At 31.9% G+C, this 22169-nt stretch carries 28 protein-coding genes; 1 reads left to right on the forward strand and 27 read right to left on the reverse strand.

Annotated elements, in window-relative coordinates:
• Window positions 1-121: 121 nt before the first annotated feature.
• From FHG05_RS01130 to FHG05_RS01205, 16 genes are all read right to left on the reverse strand, one after another.
• Complete coding sequence (locus FHG05_RS01130) at window positions 122-448, reverse strand: hypothetical protein (RefSeq protein WP_140996178.1); 327 nt, start codon at window positions 446-448, stop codon at window positions 122-124.
• Between the two features lie 13 nt (window positions 449-461).
• A complete protein-coding gene (locus tag FHG05_RS01135) occupies window positions 462-1022 on the reverse strand; it encodes a hypothetical protein (RefSeq protein WP_140996179.1) in 561 nt (186 codons plus the stop codon).
• Window positions 1023-1115: 93 nt separating this feature from the next.
• A complete protein-coding gene (locus FHG05_RS01140; protein ID WP_140996180.1) occupies window positions 1116-1985 on the reverse strand; it encodes a DUF4435 domain-containing protein in 870 nt (289 codons plus the stop codon).
• Window positions 1986-1989: 4 nt separating this feature from the next.
• Entirely contained in the window at window positions 1990-3300 is a 1311-nt protein-coding gene (locus FHG05_RS01145; RefSeq protein ID WP_140996181.1) for an AAA family ATPase, read from the reverse strand.
• Window positions 3301-3358: 58 nt separating this feature from the next.
• Window positions 3359-3964 carry a hypothetical protein gene (locus FHG05_RS01150; protein ID WP_140996182.1) on the reverse strand — a complete coding sequence of 202 codons (606 nt, stop codon included), beginning with the start codon at window positions 3962-3964 and terminating at the stop codon, window positions 3359-3361.
• Between the two features lie 764 nt (window positions 3965-4728).
• Window positions 4729-5139: a hypothetical protein gene (locus tag FHG05_RS01155; RefSeq protein ID WP_140996183.1), complete on the reverse strand. Its 411-nt coding sequence runs from the start codon at window positions 5137-5139 to the stop codon at window positions 4729-4731.
• Window positions 5140-5170: 31 nt separating this feature from the next.
• Window positions 5171-5800, reverse strand: a complete 630-nt coding sequence (locus FHG05_RS01160; protein ID WP_140996184.1) for a transglycosylase domain-containing protein — start codon at window positions 5798-5800, stop codon at window positions 5171-5173.
• 3 nt (window positions 5801-5803) lie between these two features.
• Window positions 5804-6535 carry a hypothetical protein gene (locus tag FHG05_RS01165; protein ID WP_140996185.1) on the reverse strand — a complete coding sequence of 244 codons (732 nt, stop codon included), beginning with the start codon at window positions 6533-6535 and terminating at the stop codon, window positions 5804-5806.
• Between the two features lie 204 nt (window positions 6536-6739).
• The gene (locus FHG05_RS01170; RefSeq protein ID WP_140996186.1) at window positions 6740-7984 is read right to left on the reverse strand and encodes a sulfate adenylyltransferase subunit 1; all 1245 of its coding nucleotides are present in this window, start codon (window positions 7982-7984) and stop codon (window positions 6740-6742) included.
• Between the two features lie 135 nt (window positions 7985-8119).
• Window positions 8120-9013, reverse strand: a complete 894-nt coding sequence (gene cysD, locus FHG05_RS01175; RefSeq protein ID WP_140996187.1) for a sulfate adenylyltransferase subunit CysD — start codon at window positions 9011-9013, stop codon at window positions 8120-8122.
• An 18-nt stretch (window positions 9014-9031) separates the two neighbouring features.
• Window positions 9032-9748, reverse strand: a complete 717-nt coding sequence (locus tag FHG05_RS01180) for a phosphoadenylyl-sulfate reductase (RefSeq protein WP_140996478.1) — start codon at window positions 9746-9748, stop codon at window positions 9032-9034.
• The gene (locus FHG05_RS01185; RefSeq protein ID WP_232338038.1) at window positions 9745-10005 is read right to left on the reverse strand and encodes a DUF2061 domain-containing protein; all 261 of its coding nucleotides are present in this window, start codon (window positions 10003-10005) and stop codon (window positions 9745-9747) included. The genes FHG05_RS01180 and FHG05_RS01185 overlap by 4 nt, the downstream gene beginning before the upstream one ends.
• Window positions 10006-10053: 48 nt before the next feature.
• Window positions 10054-10467 (reverse strand): RrF2 family transcriptional regulator, encoded by a 414-nt coding sequence (locus tag FHG05_RS01190; protein ID WP_140996188.1) that lies wholly within the window; start codon window positions 10465-10467, stop codon window positions 10054-10056.
• Window positions 10468-11406 carry a citrulline utilization hydrolase CtlX gene (gene ctlX / locus FHG05_RS01195; RefSeq protein WP_140996189.1) on the reverse strand — a complete coding sequence of 313 codons (939 nt, stop codon included), beginning with the start codon at window positions 11404-11406 and terminating at the stop codon, window positions 10468-10470.
• 48 nt (window positions 11407-11454) lie between these two features.
• Window positions 11455-11823, reverse strand: a complete 369-nt coding sequence (locus tag FHG05_RS01200; RefSeq protein WP_140996190.1) for a four helix bundle protein — start codon at window positions 11821-11823, stop codon at window positions 11455-11457.
• 49 nt (window positions 11824-11872) lie between these two features.
• On the reverse strand, window positions 11873-12787 hold the full coding sequence (locus FHG05_RS01205) for a dimethylarginine dimethylaminohydrolase family protein (RefSeq protein WP_140996191.1): 915 nt from the start codon (window positions 12785-12787) through the stop codon (window positions 11873-11875).
• A 136-nt stretch (window positions 12788-12923) separates the two neighbouring features.
• Between FHG05_RS01205 and FHG05_RS01210 the strand changes: the two genes are divergently transcribed.
• Entirely contained in the window at window positions 12924-13286 is a 363-nt protein-coding gene (locus FHG05_RS01210) for a hypothetical protein (protein WP_140996192.1), read from the forward strand.
• Between the two features lie 42 nt (window positions 13287-13328).
• Here FHG05_RS01210 and FHG05_RS01215 read toward each other — a convergent pair whose 3' ends face one another.
• From FHG05_RS01215 to secY, 11 genes are all read right to left on the reverse strand, one after another.
• Window positions 13329-14612 (reverse strand): citrate synthase, encoded by a 1284-nt coding sequence (locus tag FHG05_RS01215; RefSeq protein ID WP_140996193.1) that lies wholly within the window; start codon window positions 14610-14612, stop codon window positions 13329-13331.
• A 199-nt stretch (window positions 14613-14811) separates the two neighbouring features.
• A complete protein-coding gene (gene eno, locus FHG05_RS01220) occupies window positions 14812-16104 on the reverse strand; it encodes a phosphopyruvate hydratase (RefSeq protein WP_140996194.1) in 1293 nt (430 codons plus the stop codon).
• A 101-nt stretch (window positions 16105-16205) separates the two neighbouring features.
• Window positions 16206-17315, reverse strand: coding sequence for a glutamine-hydrolyzing carbamoyl-phosphate synthase small subunit (gene carA, locus FHG05_RS01225; RefSeq protein ID WP_140996195.1), 1110 nt, complete (start codon window positions 17313-17315; stop codon window positions 16206-16208).
• A gap of 113 nt (window positions 17316-17428) precedes the next feature.
• Window positions 17429-17920, reverse strand: coding sequence for a 50S ribosomal protein L17 (gene rplQ / locus FHG05_RS01230; protein WP_140996196.1), 492 nt, complete (start codon window positions 17918-17920; stop codon window positions 17429-17431).
• A gap of 62 nt (window positions 17921-17982) precedes the next feature.
• Entirely contained in the window at window positions 17983-18975 is a 993-nt protein-coding gene (locus tag FHG05_RS01235; protein ID WP_130734258.1) for a DNA-directed RNA polymerase subunit alpha, read from the reverse strand.
• Window positions 18976-18995: 20 nt separating this feature from the next.
• Complete coding sequence (gene rpsD, locus FHG05_RS01240; RefSeq protein ID WP_140996197.1) at window positions 18996-19601, reverse strand: 30S ribosomal protein S4; 606 nt, start codon at window positions 19599-19601, stop codon at window positions 18996-18998.
• A gap of 86 nt (window positions 19602-19687) precedes the next feature.
• Complete coding sequence (rpsK, locus tag FHG05_RS01245; RefSeq protein WP_130734256.1) at window positions 19688-20071, reverse strand: 30S ribosomal protein S11; 384 nt, start codon at window positions 20069-20071, stop codon at window positions 19688-19690.
• 12 nt (window positions 20072-20083) lie between these two features.
• Window positions 20084-20458 carry a 30S ribosomal protein S13 gene (gene rpsM, locus FHG05_RS01250; RefSeq protein WP_140996198.1) on the reverse strand — a complete coding sequence of 125 codons (375 nt, stop codon included), beginning with the start codon at window positions 20456-20458 and terminating at the stop codon, window positions 20084-20086.
• Window positions 20459-20460: 2 nt separating this feature from the next.
• Complete coding sequence (ykgO, locus tag FHG05_RS01255) at window positions 20461-20577, reverse strand: type B 50S ribosomal protein L36 (protein ID WP_002987490.1); 117 nt, start codon at window positions 20575-20577, stop codon at window positions 20461-20463.
• Window positions 20578-20587: 10 nt separating this feature from the next.
• Window positions 20588-20803: a translation initiation factor IF-1 gene (infA, locus tag FHG05_RS01260; RefSeq protein WP_045968400.1), complete on the reverse strand. Its 216-nt coding sequence runs from the start codon at window positions 20801-20803 to the stop codon at window positions 20588-20590.
• A gap of 10 nt (window positions 20804-20813) precedes the next feature.
• Window positions 20814-22157: a preprotein translocase subunit SecY gene (gene secY, locus FHG05_RS01265; RefSeq protein WP_140996199.1), complete on the reverse strand. Its 1344-nt coding sequence runs from the start codon at window positions 22155-22157 to the stop codon at window positions 20814-20816.
• Window positions 22158-22169: the final 12 nt, after the last annotated feature.

A 22169-nucleotide genomic window follows, 5' to 3' on the forward strand; every position in this document is an offset into this window, starting at 1 on the left:
CGAAGGTTTGTTTCATTTTTAGTATACTCCAAATATACCTTTTCCAACTTCTTTTTACAATACGCAGGCATACATTTTTTTACTTATTACTTTAAAGCTATGAGATTTTGAGAAGCTTGTGTTAATCCTTTTCTAGACCAAGAACACTTGGGTTTAAAACTTCTTCTAAATTACCTATTTTCAGCAAATCTGTTATCGTTGCATGAATACATTCTCTTGTCAATTCTGCAACAAATAAGTCTGGTGGAACAATATAAAGGCCCTTTAAATTATTATTTTCGTTTATATCTTGAGTAATAGCAGTTGCTAAAAATTGAAAAGTCCAAACATTTATTCCATAATTTCTGCCATCTGGCAAGTCCACGTGTATGTTTGCAAAGTCATTTTTTATATCCCAAGACGTTGGGTCAACTTCCTCAAATTCCAACCACAATTTAAATTCTGTCATATCAATTAATTTGTCATCTTCCAATAGTTTTATGGCGCCAAACCGCAATCACGTTTGTGTCTGCATGATGCTCGTCTGGATTGTTTTCTATAAGCATCTTTTTTATTTCATAAGCTTTTGTAAAATCGTCAATTAGACCTTTGTCATTCAAATCTGTTGGCAAAAAAGTTTCATCAAAACCTCCACAATTTGTTAAGGCACTTATGCTGAAATCTCGATCTAATAATTCGTAACCCACAAATTCAAAACCTTCAACCATTACATATTTGCAATCTTGTTCAGGTTCTAACACAACTGCTAAAAGGTTAAACGTATCAATAGCTTTCAGTCGTTTAAATACAAAATCAACTGATGTAAAAAGGTCTGTTTGAAATATACCCTCACAATAAATAAAATTCCAATCTTCAGCACTATCAAAATCAGGCTCAACCAAATTTTCATTAAGCATTCCGTCAAGTGAAACAAGTTCTGTCAAGTGTGTCAATTTAGACCATTCAATATATTTATCCCAAGAGAATTCATCTCCTCCATATTCTTTATTGTATATTCCCCGAGCTGCATATAAAAATTTCATTTTTTGTTTCTTTTATGTTGTACAAAAACTAACCAGCTGTGCAAAGTCCGAAGACTTTTCGGAGCGGGAGCACGGTCTACCAACTTTGCTTAGCTAGATTTTCCTATATTTTAATTCTATATTTGAAAATAATCCATACGAATTTAACAAATCATTTTCAATTGATAAAAATACCGCTCGAGTAAAAGTTTTCAATGTATAACTATAAGTGTTTTTTATTTTTTTAATAAGGAGGAAGAAAAACTCTAAAAAATCCTTTCCATGTATAAAGAGTCTAGGTTCATTTAATTCTTTAAATTTATCTTTTACAAATTCAATTTCTTTTTTAAAATCTTCCAATTTATTCACACAATTATTTTTAACAAGAAATTTATTTAAAATTTCTTGTTGGTTATAAGTTATACCCCCTTGAGAATAATTGAAGATTTTTTCAGGTTGTATCAATTGATAACTGCAATTAATCTTTTCACGAGCATATCTTAGACAGAAATTATCAACTAAAATTGGAGTCAATGTTTTAATAACTTCTTCGCTTGACAATGGAAAATTTTTTAACCCTATTTTCAAAATTTTATTTAAACTTTTATTATTAAATAAATACATTTCTAAATTAGCATAATCTGTATAATATAAATAAGGATTTACATTAAAATTCTCATTTAAAACATCAAAATCTTTATCAATCACACATGCAATATTATTTAAAGAATTATCAAATTTTTCGTATATTTTTCTTGATAAAAGCAACACTTTTTCTCTATTGGAAAATATATTCTCATCAAGTTCTGAAAAATCAATAATATCAATGGGATAAATTTGAACATCATTAATTGAATGAAAATCAAGAAATAGTTCAAAAATATTTCCATCTTCTGGACCTTCAATAAATAAATTTTTACTTGTAGGTTCTAATTCAAGTAAAGCTATGTGTTCACTTAACTTTCTTTTATAAGTTTCTTCCATAATATTAATCTTCCAGTTTTACTACATTATTAGTATTTGGAGCTAATAGTTCAATAGAATGGGTAGCAATTATAAATTGGACATAATTTTTTGAACTAAATTTCAACAATGTTTTAAGAAGCATTCTTTGCCATTTTATATTTAATGAAATCTCTGGTTCATCAATAATAAATATAGTTGCTTGATCAGTTGCTGTTATTGTATTAATAAAAAGAAGCAATAATTGTTTTTCTCCGGAAGATAACATTTCAAGATTAAGAGGTTCTCCTGATTTATGATTAATCGAAAAACCTTTAGATAAATCAAAAACTAAAGTCTTATTGGTATAAAATTCATTTATAGCATTTACAAAATCATTAATTACATCATATAATTTTTGCAATGCGTCTAACCTCGCATTTGTACTATTGATAAAAAGTTGAATAATTCCTTGTAATGAATTTTTATTATCAATACTTATTGAGTTAATAGATTTTTTTAACTCTTTGAAATCCAACGAGTCAATTAATCCAATTTCAGAAAGTTTATCACTTTGAGCTTCAAGAACATTTATTTTTTTTATTAACTGATTTAGAGACGGAACTTTTTCTTTTGGTTTATCAAGATTTTTTATTAATTCACTATAAATATGTAAAGTATTAGTCTCTCCAATTTTTGAACTTTGAATTACTTGTTTTCTTATCCAATCAATAAATCTTTCAACTGTTAATTCTAGTGACAACCTTTTTTCATTAAGATATTTTTTAGTTCTTATTTTTTCATAATTACTTGATAGCTCAATATCTGATTTGTTTGATAAAAAATTTAATTCATCATCATAATCTGTAGAATTCTGGCTACTTAAAGTCTTTCTATCTTCTGAAAGATAATAAATAGAAATATTTAAATTTTTAATATAATCAAGAAATCCTCTAAATTCTACATCTTCTTGCGTCTCAGGAGTTACTTGTATTTCATGAGTATCTTTAGTGGCTTTTAATTCAATTTTTTTTATAAATTGACCATTCCTTTTGATATAATAATTATACGATCCAATTATTGATCCTGTTCGTTTTGCACCAATTTCAATACCGTTTGTCAAACTAATAGAAAACAGTTCAAATTTAGTTTGAGCAAGTTTAGTCTTATAACCACTTCTATCTTTTGTTGACAAAAGATAAAAAATTAGATTTAAAATAGTAGTTTTACCTGCTCCATTATCTCCATATAAAATAAAAAGTTTATTTAACTCTTTGATATTACCTTTTTTCGGAAGTTCATAATTATAGTGTCCGAATAATTTTTTGACATTTATTGATTTTATTCCTATTTCCATCTCTTTTTTAATTTTTATAAAGATTTATTCAAACTAGTAAAAATAGTAATATATTGCTTTATTCAACTCCAATTATTTTTCGAAAATTTTCTTCTAATTTAATTTTAATTTCAGGTACTTTTACTCTAATTTTATTAGTTGCGTTTTTTATATTTTCATATTCCATTTCAGCTGATGTTGGTCCAAAAATATACTTAAACGTAAAATCCGCATGACTTTCTTTTAAAAGATTTATAATTTCGTCGATTAATTTGCAAGTTTCAAGATTAAAATACAATTTATGACGCATATAATAAATTAGAAATTTATTTCCTGAAGTTTCAGCTTTTTTTACATTATTTAGTTCTTGTTGTTGTACTTCTTCTTTAGTCATACCTGTTACTATTTTCCAAGATACTATTATTTGCATATCATTATGAAAATCATTCAACATATAATATAATTCCTCAATTCGATCAATTCTTTTGTCATGAAGCTTACTTGCTTTTTGAGAAATCAAGAATAATTCTTGTTTATATAATTCAGCTTTTTTATTTAATTCTAATTCATATGTTTTTAAATCTTTATTAATTAAATTTTGACCTAATTGCTTTATCAACCAAGTTATTAATCCTGATATGATAGTTAATAAACCAAGTTCTTTTAAAATTAATTCCCAATTCATTTTTTAAAAAAATTTACATTTAATTTTATTCTCTATATAAAATTCTAAATTAAGCCATTTTAAAATAGATTTATAAAAATATTCTTACCCCTCAAATCTAACCCATCCCCTTCAAACCCACAATACGTATTTATACGTATTTTTCACCCTTTTCTATACGTATTTATACGTACAAAAAAGCATTTTAGTAAGAAATATTCCTTTAATATATAAAAAAGAAACAGGCAAAAAGAGTACGAATCGACCAGCACCCTATAAAAACGTTTCACAACCTACTCTGTTTAAAAAATTTACTACTCAGACAGCCTAACTCCTACTCAGACGGTCTACTCACCTACTCAGATGGTGTTTTCACCTACTCAGATGGCGTTGCTCCTACTCAGATGGTATTTTCCCTTACTCAGATGGTCTTTCCCCCTACTCAGACAGCGTTGCTCCTACTCAGATGGTGTTTTCCCTTACTCAGATGGCGTTTCCCTAACTCTAATGAGGTATTAACATATTTAAATTTAGCACCACATCGCAAAAAACAGGTTTTAAATGAGTTTATACCTCTATTTTTATAGGGGTATTATAAAAAAGTGTGATTTTTAGTAAAAAATAAGCCCTCAAAAGGTTATTTTATCAAGCTAAAGTGTTATTATACAGTATTTTATAAATAAAAATAAAATTAAAAACGGTTCTCGAAACCTTCCGATTCGCATCGGAACACTTAACCATTCGATGGCAAGAACGCCATCTATAAGAATGTCAATTTTCTTGCTTTACCAACCTCCACCAGGAGAAAACAGAAAATCAATCGGGCTTTCATGGGCTTGTTCGTCTAACCATTGGTAACCGGCTGCACTACCCGTTACAAAAGGTTCGAGCAACTCCACCATATTTTGATAACCAGCGATATCTAATCGGCAAACAAATTGGGTTGCACCCAACCGAGTTATCCCTGTATTACTAGGGTCTTTTACCAAAGTCAATTCGCAAGCCAAAGCTTCAATAAAATCTTGCTCGTGTAAAGCAAGAGTCGCCTTTTCATCTGCAGCTATAAAAGCAACAATCAAATTTTGAAACTGTAAGGCTTCATTGGGTGTAAAATTCCACAACCGAATGAGATTTTCACTAACTACGTCTGTGTATTTTCCGTTATCGGTTAGATCATGTAAATAGTCGAGTTTCATAGGAATTCATAAAGCACCTCAAGTTAATTATTTATTTCAAAAGTAAAGCCGCTTTTCGCTGTTCTAATCTTTCCCTGCCTTTTTCTCGCAACAAATTAAAATAACTGGGATTTTCCATCATAAGCAACAAATCTAACACTTCGCTATCGGTTAATAACGCTAAGTCTTTCTGGAAATACTGTTCGCTAGCAGCTGTCACCCCCATAGCACCATTAGCAAAATCTACCTTTTGTAAAGCAAAATCCAAACATTTTTTTCCACCCACTTTACGAGTCGCTTCATACATAAAAATAGGAGGTGCAAATCGGTTGTAAGCATCAAAATAACCTGGATGTGCATAAATGGTTTCGCAAGCACAAGGTTTTGGTTTACCCAAAAACCGAGACAACAAAGAAGCAGTATAGCCACGCTCCAATCCGTTCGGATTGATTTTCTCATATTGTTTATAAAAAGATTCTGGTAAAGCGGGAGCTGCTTGTATCGATGCAAAAACCTTTTCCTGTTTCGCTGGGGTCATTACCGAGTCAATTCCATTTCTTAAATAAATATAAAAACCCAACAAGAATAACAATCCAATTGACAACACAAATACAAGGCAATTTTTAATTTTTTTTCGCATGACTTCGAATGCTAATTTCTTTGCTAAATCGGCTCTTCCCATTTATTATTTCTTCTTCTTTAAAATAATCTTTTCTTCAGTAAATGATTCTTCTAAAGGTTTCATTTCTTGAAAACTTTTACCAGTCAACTCTAGTATAGAATCGTTTACTAAAGTTATTTCCCACTGATAGGTGTATTGAAACCAATTAGGTGTATCTAAATGCATTTGCATAAAAGTATTGGAATGAGATAGCCTGTATTTTGACTTACTCCTTGTATCTAAATCATAACTATAAATCGTATCTTTTTCAATACGATATTCGGGTGGCCAAACTTCCTCATAAATTGCAATTGGCGGATCCAATGGTGGCAACTTTAGTGATATATCCCTATCAGTAGAGTCCGCTTCTTCATTAATCCATGTACCATATAATTTTTCTTTATCCCATTTGGGTTCAACTTCAGAAACAGTAAAAGAACGGTCTTTGTTAGCTAAAGCAGTTACAGTAAAAGTATTGGCTTTCTCATCTTTCTTAATACCATAAACAACCTCTCCAATAATTAGAAAGTCATTCCCTTCATCAGTCTTCAATTTCCAAGGATAATTTCTAGAATCATAGTCAATTTCATTGCAAATAGAATCCTTAAAATCAACATAAAACGATATGCTGTCCGCTGGATTATAAAACAAAAAGGTCTTTCCTTTAAAAGCGGTCGCATCTAAAGGAGTTGGCTTTGTAGTACAGCTTATTGCAATACCTAAGGCTATAAACAAGTAAAAAAAACGTTTTATCATGTTCTATTTTTTAGTGACTACATTTGATAAAAGTCCCATAATTTGTACTTATCTTTCAAAAATAGCTTATTTTACATACAAATTGATTTCAAAAGACATTTTTATGCGTTCTAGTACTACAATTAATACTTTTATGATACACCAAAAAAAATCCCTAAAGTAAAATACCTTAGGGATAACCACCAAATTATAAATGACACTTAACTATTGAACAAAGCCAACAGCAACTGTGTTATTCGTTTGGGCATCAATTAAAATAAAAGCCCCATTTGCTTTATTGGTTGCAAAAGCATCCAAATACATGGGGTTGGCCAATTTTAATTGTACCAAAGCAATATCGTTTAATTTCAATTCGTGTGAAGCTACATGCTCTAATGGATTTTCGGGTTGGATTAAGTACTCAATCTCTTGAATCTTACACACTCCTGTGCGCGAACCGGTTTGGATATGGTATTTCGCTGAAGTATTTGCAGCTTTTTCGTCTAACCAAACCAAGCGGGCTTTCAACTCTTTGGCAAAAAGATGCTCCTGACTTTCTTTTACGAATAACATCCCGCGACTGATATCGATATCGTCTTTCAAACGCACTTGAATCGAATCTCCGGTGTGTGCTTCGTCTAAAGTGTTGGTAAACTTACGTACCTCCACTACTTCAGAAGCTTTTCCAGAAGGTAAAATCGTCAACGTTTCGCCTACTTTTACACTCCCCGAACTAATTCTTCCTGCATAAGCCCTATAATCGACAAAATTTTCATTTTGTACATGATATACTTGTTGTACATCCATACGGAACGGTTTCGTATCTTCCTCTTTTTTGTTGAAACCATGCAATACAGTAGACAAGGTTTCTCCTTTGTACCAATCCATTTGCTTAGAAAAATGCACCACATTATCCCCTTTTAAAGAACTTATAGGAATAATCGCAATCTCTTGTTCCAATGGCTCTAACTGACGGATCATTTTGTCAATATCGGCTGCAATATTCAAATACACGTCTTCACTATAATCGACCAAATCCATTTTGTTGATACAAAACACCACCGATTGCAAACGCAACAAGCGACTGATAAAATAATGACGGTGGGTTTGTTCCAATAACCCCTTACGAGCATCAATCAAGATAATCGATAAATCCGAATTGGACGCCCCCGTTACCATGTTACGGGTATACTCGATATGCCCAGGACTATCGGCAATGATAAACTTTCTCACCGCAGAAGAAAAATAGATATGCGCCACATCTATGGTAATTCCTTGCTCACGCTCGGCAATTAATCCATCGGTAATCACCGAAAAATCTAAATCTTCTAATCCTTTTTCTTTTGTTTTCTTGCGCACCAACTCTTCTTGTTCAATGGTTAGTGCATTGTTATCGTAAAGGAAGCGCCCTATTAAGGTACTTTTCCCATCATCTACACTTCCTGCTGTATTTATTTTTAGTAATTCCATTGTAATTTTAGTTTTTACACCTCTTTGTTTATCAAAATGATAACCAAAGAAATACCTTGTTTCATTCCCAATTTCTAGTTACCAACATTCGTCAGTTCGAGTGTCCCGATGCGAATCGGGATCTATCGAGAACAATTAAAAATACCCTCCTTTTTTTCTTTGTTCCAATGCTGCTTCCGAACGTTTATCATCGATTCGCGCTCCTCTTTCAGATGACTTAGAAGCTTTGTTTTCATACATCACTTCTTCAATAGTAGCAGCATTAGAAAGTAACGCAGCGGTACACGTCATGTCTCCCACGGTTCTAAAACGAACAACATCGTTTACAATTTCGTCGGTATCTACTAAATTCAAATACTCGGAATGCGCTAAAAAGGCACCGTCTCTTTTGACTAATTTTCTTTCGTGCGCAAAATAAATAGAAGGCAACGCTAAATTTTCTTGTTTGATATAACTCCAAACATCCTCTTCCGTCCAATTGCTAATTGGGAACGCTCGTACGTTTTCACCAAAATTAATTTTCCCATTTAAGATGGTAAACATTTCCGGACGTTGCTTTTTGGCATCCCATTGTCCGAAATCATCACGTACCGAGAAGATACGTTCTTTGGCTCTCGACTTTTCTTCGTCTCTACGGGCACCACCTATACATGCATCAAAGCCAAATTCTTCAATGGCATCTAAAAGTGTTACCGTTTGCAATGAATTCCGACTTGCATATTTACCAGTCTCTTCCTGAGCTTTATTGGAATTGATACTATCTTGTACATAACGCACGACTAATTCCACACCCAATTCTTTAATTAATTGATCTCTAAAAGTAATGGTCTCTGGAAAATTATGACCGGTATCGATGTGCATAAAGACAAATGGAATTTTAGCAGGATAAAACGCTTTTTGCGCTAATCGTGCTACCGTTATTGAATCTTTACCACCCGAAAATAAAAGCACAGGCTTTTGAAATTGAGCTGCTACTTCCCTTAAGATATAAATGCTCTCGTTTTCTAATTCTTCTAAATAATTTCGCATTATACTTACTTTTAAAAATTAATTATTGTTTGCTATATGGATGTGTAATCCGCATTCTTTTTTTCCGTTTTCCCACCACCATCTGCCGGCTCTAAAATCTTCTCCTTCAGCTAAAGCTCTGGTACATGGAGCACAGCCAATACTTAAATATCCCTTTTTATACAAACTGTTTAAAGGAATAGTATGTTGGTTAACCAAGGTTTCTAACTGCTCTAATGAATAATGCAACAACGGATTGAATTTGATCAATTGGTTGTCCTCATCCCATTCTAAAAAAGCCATACTTTCTCTATTCTGAGATTGTTCTGCACGTAAACCCGTTACCCAAACCGATGCTCCTTGTAAAGCTTTACGTAAAGGAATTACTTTTCGTACAAAGCAACATTTTTTTCGGCTTTCAATACTATCATAAAACCCATTTATACCATCTGAATCGATATACTCTTGAATATCTTGTTGATTCGGTAAATAGGTTTTTATTTCTAATCCTTTGTATTTTGTTTGTGTCTTTTGAAACACCTCATAGGTTTCGTTAAACATTCTTCCAGTATCTAAAGTAAAAAATGAAAAATCATTTTTAAGAGGATACAAAAAATGAGTCAATACCTGATCTTCAATTCCGAATGAAGTCGAGAATACTTTCTCGCCTTCTAAATTCTCATTTACAAAAGCCAAACTTTCTTCTAAACTTAATCCTTGTAAAACCGCATTAAGTTGGGTTAATCTTTCTTTTATTTTGTCCATTTTGCCCAAGCTCTTTCGTGAAAAAAGTACAATATCATTTTTGAAAACACCTCAAATCCTCCAATTGAGAAAGCGACTTTAAAGCTGCCTGTCATAAAATAAGACACCACCATCGTATCGATTGTACCTACAATACGCCACGTAATTGCCTTATATGCAGAGACTTTAACCTCTTTTCCTAGCTCAAAAGACTTCTTAGGTCTGATCAAATCTAATAACATAACTTTTAAATTTATTTCATTTTTCAAATATACTATTAGTCTATCGATTTACTAGGGTATTTTTGAAAAAAATTTTTAAAAATTTGCTAAATCATGTAAAGTCTTCTTTTCCAATACGTTAAGAGCATTGTCTCGCACTTGAATCATCAATTTATTTAACGAACAAGTTTCTTCGCTCGGACAATCGTCGCATTTTTCGTAGAAATTAAGACTTACACAAGGCAATAAAGCAATTGGTCCGTCTAAAAAACGGATAATGGTAGCCACTGTAATTTCTTTAGGGTTTTTTAATAAATAATAACCGCCTCCTTTTCCCTTTTTGGAGCCTACTAGACCAATTTTTTTTAAGTCTAAAAGAATCGCTTCTAAAAACTTTTTAGAAATATTCTCTTTCTCTGAAATTTCAGAAATAAGGACAGGCATTAAATCATCTTGCTTTGCAATATAAATTAATGCCTTAATCCCATATTTAGTTTTTCTTGATAACATTTATTCTGCTTTTGGTAAAAATACTTCTGCCATCATACAACGTGCACTTCCTCCACCACAAGCCTCAATAATATCCAAACTAGCATGCACGATTTTGCAATGTTTTTCAATTTTTTCAATTTGAGACGGTGTTAAACTTTCGTAAGCTGCATTACTCATAATTAAGAAGCGTTCGTCATTTGTGCCTCTTACTTGCAACATATTTCCAGCGAAATTATTAACTTGTTCTTCACTGATTACAATAACTTCTTTTCCAGATTCTTTCAGTTTAGAAAGCACCATTTTTCTTTCGGCTTTATCATCGATACAGTCTGCACAAATAACAGCAAAGGTTTCAGCCACACACATGATCACATTTGTATGATAAATATGCTTGCGTTCGCCATTTACGGTTTGAAAAGCTTCAAAAATAACAGGATCGTATTCAAAATCTTCGCAAAATTCAATAAACAATTCTTCATCGGCTCTTGGAGATAACGCACAATAGGCAATTTGATTGGCTCTATCCAAAACAATACTTCCTGTTCCTTCTAGATAATACCCATCTTCCTCAGCTTCGGTATAATCCATGATTTCGTTAATCTCAAAACCGTTATCTTCAATGATATCTAGAATATCTTCTCTACGTTCTAATCTTCTGTTTTCAGCAAACATGGGATACAAAACCACATCTCCTGTTTCATGGAAAGAAACCCAATTGTTTGGAAAAATACTATCAGGTGTATCTGGATTTACTGTATCATCTACAACAATAACTTGTATTCCTACCGCTCGTAATTTCTCAACATACGCATCAAATTCAACTTGTGCTTTTGCATTAACAGTTGCTGGCAATAAATCATCTAATACTTTTTGATAATAATTATTTACAGCGGTTTGTTCGTTCATTCGGAAAGCTACCGGACGAATCATTAGTATGGTATTTGTTGTTTGATTCATTTTATTTATCGTTATAAGTTGTGTGTTGTAAGTTTTAGGTTTTATGTTCTAGGTCTTCCAGTTTTCTTCAACATATTTTATAAAATTAAAAATTTTAGCACTTAATTCATTATACCTACGAATTAATTCTAAATCATCTGGTATTATTTCGGGATACAAATTATTAATCTTTTCAATATGAAAAACTGTTTCTAAACAACTAGACCAAGAGTAAGTTAAAAACTTGATAAAATCAGCTTTATATTTTTTTCTACCATAACCTTCTACAATATTTGTAGTAACAGAATCCGAAGCCCTTCTTAATTGACTTCCTAATTCATACATCTCATATTTTGGTAATTTTAAAGAATATAAATGAGCAATATAAAACAATTCTAATCCTAAATTATATATATCTAAATCTTTATAACTTTTCATCTTCTACATTTAAATTTTACAACTTAGAACTTAGAACCTAGAACTTCTCTTAATCTCTAATTAATGGCAAAGTCGAACATCTTAAAAGTCCTTCTTGCTTTGATATTTCAGCATATGGAATTTCTTCTACAGTGATTCCTTTGCTTCTCATCCAGTCATTTAAACGAGTAAAATTTCTTTCAGAAACGACTACATCTGGTGCAATTGAAAAAATATTCGAATTCATATGATACATTTCTTCTCTTTCGATATGGAATAAATTTTCTTTTCCAAAAAGATTTACTAGATACATATAATCGGCTTCTTCTCTAAAACCACTTTTATAGATAATACCTAAATTGGTTCCCAAAGGTTGAAAACAACAGTCTAAATGTAAAGCATTATCACGAGGTTCAATTTTAGATTTTACCAAATCAAATTCTTTTACAATTTTATGTGGAAACAAATCTTTAATATAATTTACGCCATGCATATTGGTTCTTGCCGTAATATAATCTTTATAATCGGAACCTTTATAGGTACCAATAAAAATATAATCGTTCCAAACCATAACGTCTCCACCTTCAATATGTACTTCTTCGGGTGGTCTCACAATTTTATTGGGGTCAATTTGATCTAAAACATATTGAATGGCGTCCAATTCTCTTTCTCTATCGGGAAGGATATTTGCTTTTACAAAAATATCATCAATAACAAAACCGATATCTCTTGAAAAGATTTGATTATAATTTTCGATGATTTCGGGTCTAAAAACCTGAACCTCATACTTTTCAAACACCGCATTAAAAGCTTCCATTTCTTGAATCATATCTGCTTCAATGGGATAGGTACCTGCTAACAAATGTTCTAATGACTTGGGATCATAAGCCTCTTCCACTTTTGGAGTTGGTCCGTTACTTACTGCAGTTCCTAAAACTACAGCTCTAAGTCTTGAAGACTCGTTCTTAATATTTAATTGCAACATAGTAATTGACTATTAATTCGCCTTTTCATAGCGCTCATACGGCAAAGATAGAAAAAGGAATGTAATTGCATAATTCTAAAAAAATAAATATTTGTAAACATAAATTGTATACATTTGATAAAAAACAACACAAATTATGGGACTTTCAATTTTTTTTAACAGCTTATTCGGCAAAGCCAAAGTTACTGCCGACGAAACTATAGACAAAGCAGCTGAGTTTGCAGCTGAAGCAAAAGTATCTTTAGAAGAATTAGCGGCTTCTGCTTCACAAAAGATTGAAGAATTACAACTTTCAGAAAAAACGGAAGATTTTATTCAAACAACTAAAGAGAAATTAGACGAAGCCAGCGAATGGGCAGATGAAAAATCGCATCAAGCAAGAGAAGCCTTTGAAGATATTATTAAAAAAGTAGAAGAAAAAATAGAAGAATTAAAAAAGGATAAAAAAGAAGCTACAGATACTTCTAATACAGAAGATGCCAATCAAAATCCTGAGTAAAAAGCATAAAAAAATCCGAGTAAAACTCGGATTTTTTGTTTATTATCTTTGATTCACTTCTTTAAAAGATCTAGAAGGACTACCTGTGTAAACTTGTCTAGGACGACCAATTGGTTCTTTGTTGGTACGCATTTCTTTCCATTGTGCAATCCAACCTGGTAAACGACCAATAGCAAATAATACTGTAAACATTTCAACTGGAATACCCATAGCACGATAGATAATTCCTGAATAGAAATCTACGTTTGGATATAAGTTTCTTGATTTGAAATATTCGTCTTCTAAGGCAACTTTTTCTAATTGTTTTGCAATATCTAATAATGGATCATCTACTCCTAAGGCATCTAATACATCATCAGCTGCTTTTTTAATAATGGTTGCTCTAGGATCAAAGTTCTTATACACTCTGTGACCGAATCCCATTAAACGGAATGGATCATCTTTATCTTTTGCTTTCAATACATATTTAGCAACATCTCCTCCATTATTGTTGATTTCCTCTAACATTTCCAAAACCGCTTGGTTAGCACCACCATGTAAAGGTCCCCATAAAGCAGAAACACCAGCAGAAATAGAAGCAAATAAACCAGCATGAGAAGAACCTACAATTCTTACTGTGGACGTAGAACAGTTTTGCTCGTGATCAGCATGTAGAATAAATAATTTATCCAAAGCATCTACAATTTTTTGATCCATTTTGTAGGGTTGTGTAGGAATTTCAAACATTAAACGCATAAAGTTCTCTACATATCCCTTTGTATTATCATAATAATTTAAAGGGAAGCCCATTCTTCTTCTGTATGTCCAAGTTGCAATAACAAGGAATTTACCCATTGTTTTACAAACGGCATCATACATTTCTTTTTCGTTTTCAACATTAACAGACTTTGGATTAAAAGCTGTTAAAGCACTTGTAAGAGAAGACAAAACACCCATTGGATGAGCTGTTTTTGGGAAACCTTCTAAAATAGATTTCATTTCTTCGTTTACCAAAGTGTGCTTTCTAATATCGTTCTCAAATTTATCTAATTGAGCTTGGTTTGGTAATTCACCAAAAATTAAAAGGTAAGCAACCTCTAAGAAATCTGCTTTATCAGCTAAATCTTCGATTGAATATCCTCTATAACGTAAAATTCCTTCTTCACCATCTAAAAAAGTAATTTCACTTTTGCAAGAACCCGAATTTTTATATCCAGGATCTAAGGTAATAGCACCAGTTGCACCGCGCAACTTCTCTATATCGATAGCAACCTCATTTTCAGTTCCAACTATTACAGGAAACTCATACTTTTTGCCATCAATTTCTAATATTGCAGTTTTCGACATCTTATATTATGTGTTTTTGAAAATTTGTAAAGTATTCTGCGAATTTAACGAATTCTAATGTAATTTTAAAGGAATTAACAATAATATATCGTTATAGTTTGATAGCTTTAACTTTATGATTTAACAAATCATAATTTACAAAAAAACCCGATGCATTTTTAGAAGCATCGGGTTGTTAAAATTGTATTTACAAGTAATTTTATTTTTGCTTAAAAGCTTTTTCACCAGGAAAATAAGCTACATCCGCTAATTCTTCTTCAATACGCAATAATTGATTGTATTTAGCCATACGATCTGAACGTGAAGCAGAACCTGTTTTAATTTGCCCACAATTTAAAGCAACTGCTAAATCTGCAATTGTATTATCTTCTGTTTCTCCAGAACGATGCGACATTACAGAGGTATAACCCGCATTATGTGCCATATTAACTGCAGCAATCGTTTCAGAAAGTGTTCCAATTTGATTCACTTTAATCAAGATTGAGTTTGCGATTCCTTTCTCAATACCTTTAGATAATCTTTCTACATTGGTAACAAATAAATCATCCCCAACTAATTGTACTTTATCTCCTATTTTTTCAGTTAATAATTTCCAACCGTCCCAATCGTTTTCGTCCATACCATCTTCAATAGAAACAATTGGATATTTAGCTACTAATTCTGCTAAATAATCTACTTGTTCTGCAGAGGTTCTTACTTTTCCTGTTGGTCCTTCAAATTTAGAATAATCATAATTTCCGTTTACATAAAATTCTGCAGAAGCACAATCTAAAGCAATTTTAATATCTTCTCCAAAAGCATAACCTGCATTGGTAACCGCTAATTTAATAGAATCCAAAGCATCTTCAGTTCCACCAGCTAAATTTGGTGCAAAACCACCTTCATCACCAACTGCGGTTGATAAATTTCTATCGTGTAATACTTTCTTTAAGTTATGAAAAATTTCAGTCCCCATTTGCATTGCTTGAGTAAAAGAAGTTGCTTTTACTGGCATAATCATAAATTCTTGAAAAGCAATAGGTGCATCAGAATGTGAACCACCATTTATAATATTCATCATTGGAACTGGCAATGTGTTACCAGAAACACCACCTACGTATCGATACAAAGGTAAGCCTAATTCGTTAGCTGCAGCTTTAGCCACCGCTAAAGAAACTCCTAAAATAGCATTCGCTCCTAATTTTGATTTATTTGAAGTTCCATCTAATTCAATCATGGTTTTGTCGATTGCATTTTGCTCAAAAACAGACATCCCAACAATTTCAGCTGCTATTGTTGTGTTCACATTTTCAACAGCTTTTAGAACCCCTTTACCCATAAAAGCTTTACCACCATCACGCAATTCAACAGCTTCGTGTTCTCCTGTTGAAGCTCCACTTGGAACTGCTGCTCTACCTAAAATTCCGTTTTCAGTAATTACATCTACTTCAACAGTAGGATTACCTCTAGAATCTAAAATTTGTCTTGCGTGAACTTTAATAATTATGCTCATTCTTTATATTTTTAATTAATATTTTTTACGAATACTAACAAATTTAAAACTTAAAACGTAATAAAATTGTCAAATTCAAAAAACTTATAAACGATAACGTTTTAGTTCTTTGAAGATTTTATATTTTCAATAAACTGATCAAATAAATAAGATGAATCATGAGGTCCAGGACTAGCTTCAGGGTGATATTGAACTGAAAAACAGTTTTTATTTTTCATACGCATTCCAGCCACAGTACCATCATTTAAGTGTTGGTGTGTTAATTCTAATTCGGGATGTTGATCTAATTCTTCTTTAACTACAGCAAAACCATGGTTTTGAGAAGTAATTTCCCCTTTACCAGTTATTAGGTTTTTAACAGGGTGATTAATCCCCCTGTGGCCGTTAAACATTTTGTAAGTAGAAATACCATTAGCTAAAGCAATCACTTGATGACCTAAACAAATCCCAAAAAGTGGTTTATTTTCTTGAAGAATCTCTTTGGCAACTTCTTGCGCATTATGTAATGGTTCAGGGTCACCAGGTCCATTAGACAAAAAATATCCATCTGGCTCAAAAGACTTTAATTCATCAAAACCAGCATTATAAGGAAACACCTTAATATAACAATCTCTAGCAGCTAAATTCCTAAGGATATTCGTTTTAATACCTAAATCTAATGCAGATATTTTAAATTTCGCTTCTTTATTGCCAAAAAAGTAAGGTTCTTTAGTAGAAACCTTAGAAGCCAATTCAAGACCATTCATTTCAGGTGCATGTTTCAGTTTTTCTTTTAAAGCTTCTATTGCTGTTCCATCAGTAGAAATGATTGCATTCATAGCGCCGTTATCTCTAATATAACTTACTAATGCTCTAGTATCAACATCAGAAATAACTATTAAATTTTGCTTTTGTAAATAATCGAATAAACTTTCAGAAGCATTATCTCTTGAATAGTTGAAACTAAAGTTTTTGCAAACTAATCCAGAAATTTTAACACCATTTGACTCCACTTCATCAGAATTTACACCATAATTACCAATATGAGCGTTAGTGGTAACCATTATTTGTCCAAAATAAGAAGGATCTGTGAAAATTTCCTGATATCCAGTTGTTCCTGTATTAAAAGCTACTTCTCCAAAAGTAGTTCCTTCAATACCAATTGATTTGCCATAAAAAATGGTGCCATCTTTTAACAATAAGATAGCTTGTGGTCTATTATTATATTTCATTTGTGTGTTGTTTGTGCAAATTTAATGCAAAATAATGATTTAAGAAAAGGATATAAAAAAAGGATAAACTATAATAGCTTATCCTTTTAATATTTTTAATCATCTTTTCATGATTATTCAGTAGCTTCAGTGTTTTCAGAAGTTTCAGCAGCAGGAGCTTCAGTAGCTGGTTTAGCATCTGATTTTTTAGCTCTACTACGACGTGTAGTTGCTTTTTTCTCTTCTTTTTTACCACCTTTGTATAATTCATTGAAATCTACTAATTCGATCATCGCCATATCTGCGTTATCTCCTAAACGGTTACCCATTTTAATGATACGCGTATAACCTCCTGGGCGATCACCAACTTTAGCCGAAACTTCTCTGAATAATTCAGTTACTGCATATTTATTTCTTAAATAAGAAAATACAATACGTCTGTTGTGAGTTGTATCTTCTTTTGACTTTGTAACTAAAGGCTCAACAAATTGTTTTAAAGCTTTTGCTTTAGCAACTGTTGTGTTTATACGCTTATGCTCAATTAAAGAACAAGCCATATTTGCTAACATAGCAGTTCTGTGTCCTTTTTGTCTGCTTAAGTGATTGAATTTTTTTCCGTGTCTCATGACCTTACTATTTAACCTTCATCTTGCTACAATCCACCTTGGAGAGCAAAATATGAAGTAATTTATTCTTTATCTAATTTGTATTTACCTAAATCCATTCCAAAGTTTAAACCTTTAGCTGCAACTAACTCATCTAGTTCAGTTAATGATTTTTTACCGAAATTACGGAATTTCATTAAGTCATTTTTATTGAAAGAAACTAAGTCTCCAAGTGTATCAACTTCAGCCGCTTTTAAACAATTTAAAGCTCTAACTGATAAATCCATATCCACAAGTTTCGTTTTTAATAACTGTCTCATGTGTAAAGATTCTTCATCGTAAGATTCTGTTTGAGCAATTTCATCAGCCTCAAGTGTAATTCTTTCGTCAGAAAACAACATAAAGTGGTGAATCAACGTTTTTGCTGCTTCAGTTAATGCATCCTTAGGATTGATTGAACCATCCGTAATGATTTCAAAAACCAATTTTTCATAATCAGTTTTTTGTTCTACACGGAAATTCTCAATACTATATTTTACATTCTTTACAGGAGTGTAAATTGAATCTGTAAAAATAGTTCCAATAGGAGCGTTTGCTTTTTTGTTTTCTTCAGCAGGAACATATCCTCTACCTTTTTCGATAGATAATTCCATATTGATAGTAGTTTTACTATCTAAATTACAAATTACAAAATCAGGATTTAAAACTTGAAAACCTGAAATGAATTTTTGGAAGTCACCTGCAGTTATTTGCTCTTTTCCAGAGATAGAAATAGAAACAGATTCATTATCTACATCTTCAATTTGACGTTTGAAACGTACTTGTTTTAAGTTTAAGATAATTTCTGTAACATCTTCTACTACACCAGAAATAGTTGAAAATTCATGCTCAACTCCTTCGATTCTTACAGATGTAATAGCGTATCCTTCTAGAGAAGAAAGTAAAACTCTTCTTAATGCATTACCAACAGTCAATCCGTAACCAGGTTCTAAAGGTCTAAATTCAAATTTACCTTCAAAATCGGTTGAATCGATCATGATAACTTTATCGGGCTTTTGAAAATTAAATAATGCCATATTTCGACTAAAGTCAGTTTTTATTTGTTATACAACTCAACGATTAGTTGCTCTTTAATATTTTCTGGAATCTGAAGTCTTTGAGGAACAGAAACAAAAGTACCTTCTTTTGTATCGTTATTCCAAGTAATCCACTCATATACTTGAGAAGAATTAGATAAAGATCTTTCAATAGCTTCAAGAGATTTTGATTTTTCACGAACAGCTACTTTGTCTCCAGCTTTTAAATGATAAGATGGTACGTTTACCAATTCACCATTTACAGTAATATGTCTATGAGATACAATTTGACGAGCTGCTCTACGAGAAGGAGCTATACCCATTCTATACACTACGTTATCTAAACGAGATTCACATAATTGTAATAAAATTTCACCAGTTACACCTGATGCAGCAGAAGCTTTTTCAAATAAATTTCTGAATTGACGCTCTAAAATACCGTAAGTATATTTCGCTTTTTGCTTTTCCATTAACTGAACAGCATATTCAGATTTTTTACCTCTCTTTTTTGCTAAACCATGTTGCCCTGGAGGGTAATTTCTTTTTTCGAAGGCTTTATCTTCTCCGAATATTGCTTCGCCAAATTTACGAGCAATTTTAGTTTTTGGACCAGTATATCTTGCCATTTTTAAAAATTAATTAAGATAGTGATTATGAATTCAGGTCAAATAATCCTTCGATAATCGTTATTCTATCTTGGTTATACTTATAATTATACTCTTCTTCTTTTTGGAGGTCTACATCCATTGTGAGGCATTGGAGTAACGTCAATGATTTCTGAAACTTCAATTCCACCGTTGTGAATTGAACGTATTGCAGATTCTCTTCCGTTTCCAGGACCTTTAACGTAAACTTTTACTTTTTTAAGTCCAGCCTCTAGTGCTACTTTAGTACAATCTTCTGCTGCCATTTGAGCTGCATATGGAGTGTTCTTTTTAGAACCTCTAAAGCCCATTTTACCAGCTGAAGACCAAGAAATAACTTCACCTTTCTTATTTGTTAAAGAAATAATAATGTTATTAAAAGTAGCATTAATATGTGCTTCTCCTGTAGATTCAACGATAACTTTACGTTTTTTTGTTGTTGCCTTAGCCATATTACTTACTTATTATTTAGTTGCTTTTTTCTTGTTAGCAACAGTTTTTCTTTTACCTTTTCTAGTTCTAGAGTTGTTTTTAGTTCTTTGACCTCTTAATGGAAGTCCAGCTCTATGACGAATACCTCTTTGACATCCAATATCCATTAAACGTTTGATGTTTAATTGAATTTCTGAACGCAATTCTCCTTCAATTTTGAAATAAGAAACAGCGTCACGAATCGCACTGATTTCGTCGTCATTCCAATCTTGAACTTTTTTATCTTCGCTAACTTGAGCTTTAGCTAAAATTTCTTTAGCTCTGCTACTGCCAATACCAAATATGTATGTTAAAGCAATAACTCCTCTTTTCTGTTTAGGTATATCTACCCCTGCAATTCTTGCCATAATTATCCTTGTCTTTGTTTAAATCTAGGATTCTTTTTATTAATCACGTATAATCTTCCTTTTCTACGCACTATAATGCACTCGGCACTTCTCTTTTTTACTGATGCTCTTACTTTCATTTTACTAGCTTTAGTATCTATATGTAATTCTTGCTTTTGTTAAATCGTAAGGGCTCATTTCAAGTTTTACCTTATCTCCTGGTAATAATTTAATATAATGCATTCGCATTTTACCAGAAATATGAGCAATTACAACATGTCCATTTTCTAATTCTACACGAAACATAGCATTAGATAATGCTTCTACTATTGTTCCGTCTTGTTCTATTGCTGATTGTTTTGCCATAAAAAATAATTTAAGCTACTGCTTTTCTATTTTTACCAGTTTTCATCAATCCATCATAGTGTTTATTCAATAAATAAGAATTTATTTGTTGAATAGTATCAATTGCAACTCCTACCATAATTAATAAAGAAGTACCACCATAAAAATAACCCCATGCACCTTGCACTTTCAATAAACTCACAACAACAGCAGGAAAAACTGCTATTAACGCTAAGAATAAAGAACCTGGAAAGGTAATCAAAGACATTATTCTATCTAAGTAGTCTCCAGTTTCAACACCTGGTCTAATTCCAGGAATAAAACCACCACTTCTTTTTAAATCATCAGCCATTTTATTAGTTGGTACAGTAATTGCGGTGTAAAAATACGTAAAAATAATAATTAACAAAGCAAATACTATATTATATACCAATCCGAATGGATTACTAAACATTCCAGCTACTGATTGTGCAGCATCTGATTTAGAAAGTCCAGAAACAGCTGCAGGTATAAACATAATAGCTTGAGCGAAGATGATTGGCATTACACCAGATGCATTAAGCTTTAAAGGTATAAATTGTCTTGACCCCATCATATCTTGCTCAAAATCACCCGATACAGTTCTTCTTGCATATTGTACAGGTATTTTTCTAACAGCCATTACAAGTAAAATACAAGCAATAATTATCACAAACCACAAAACAATTTCAAGTACAATCATCATAATTCCCCCATTTGCTTGAATTGTTCTAGAGCTAATTTCTTGAATAAATGCTTGAGGCATTCTTGCAATAATACCAACCATAATTAACAAAGAAATTCCATTTCCTATTCCTTTATCTGTAATTTTCTCACCAAGCCACATAGCAAATATAGTACCTGTAACAAGAATTAAAACAGATGAAAACAAGAATGAAAAAGAGGTAAACCCTAATAAAAAGGCATCTGCAGGTAGCGTTGTATATAGATTATATATATAACCAGGACCTTGTACCAATGTAATTAAGATAGTTAACCATCTTGTAATTTGATTGATTTTCTTTCTTCCACTTTCACCATCTTTTTGTAATTTCTGTAAATAAGGTATTGCAATACCCATTAACTGAACTACAATCGAAGCTGAAATATAAGGCATGATACCTAATGCAAATACAGAGGCTTGCGAAAACGCGCCCCCTGTAAATACATTGATTAACCATCCTATACCTTGATCGGTTTGATTAGTAAGATTTCCTAATTTAGTAGCATCAATACCTGGAAGTGTTACTTGTGCACCAAAACGGTAAACTAACAACATTCCAAGGGTTAATAAAATTCTATTTTTTAACTCTTCTATTTTCCAAGCGTTGATTAATGAATCTATAAATTTCTTCATTTTACTAAAAGG

The organism is Flavobacterium profundi, assembly GCF_006491645.1.
Taxonomy (GTDB): domain Bacteria; phylum Bacteroidota; class Bacteroidia; order Flavobacteriales; family Flavobacteriaceae; genus Flavobacterium; species Flavobacterium profundi.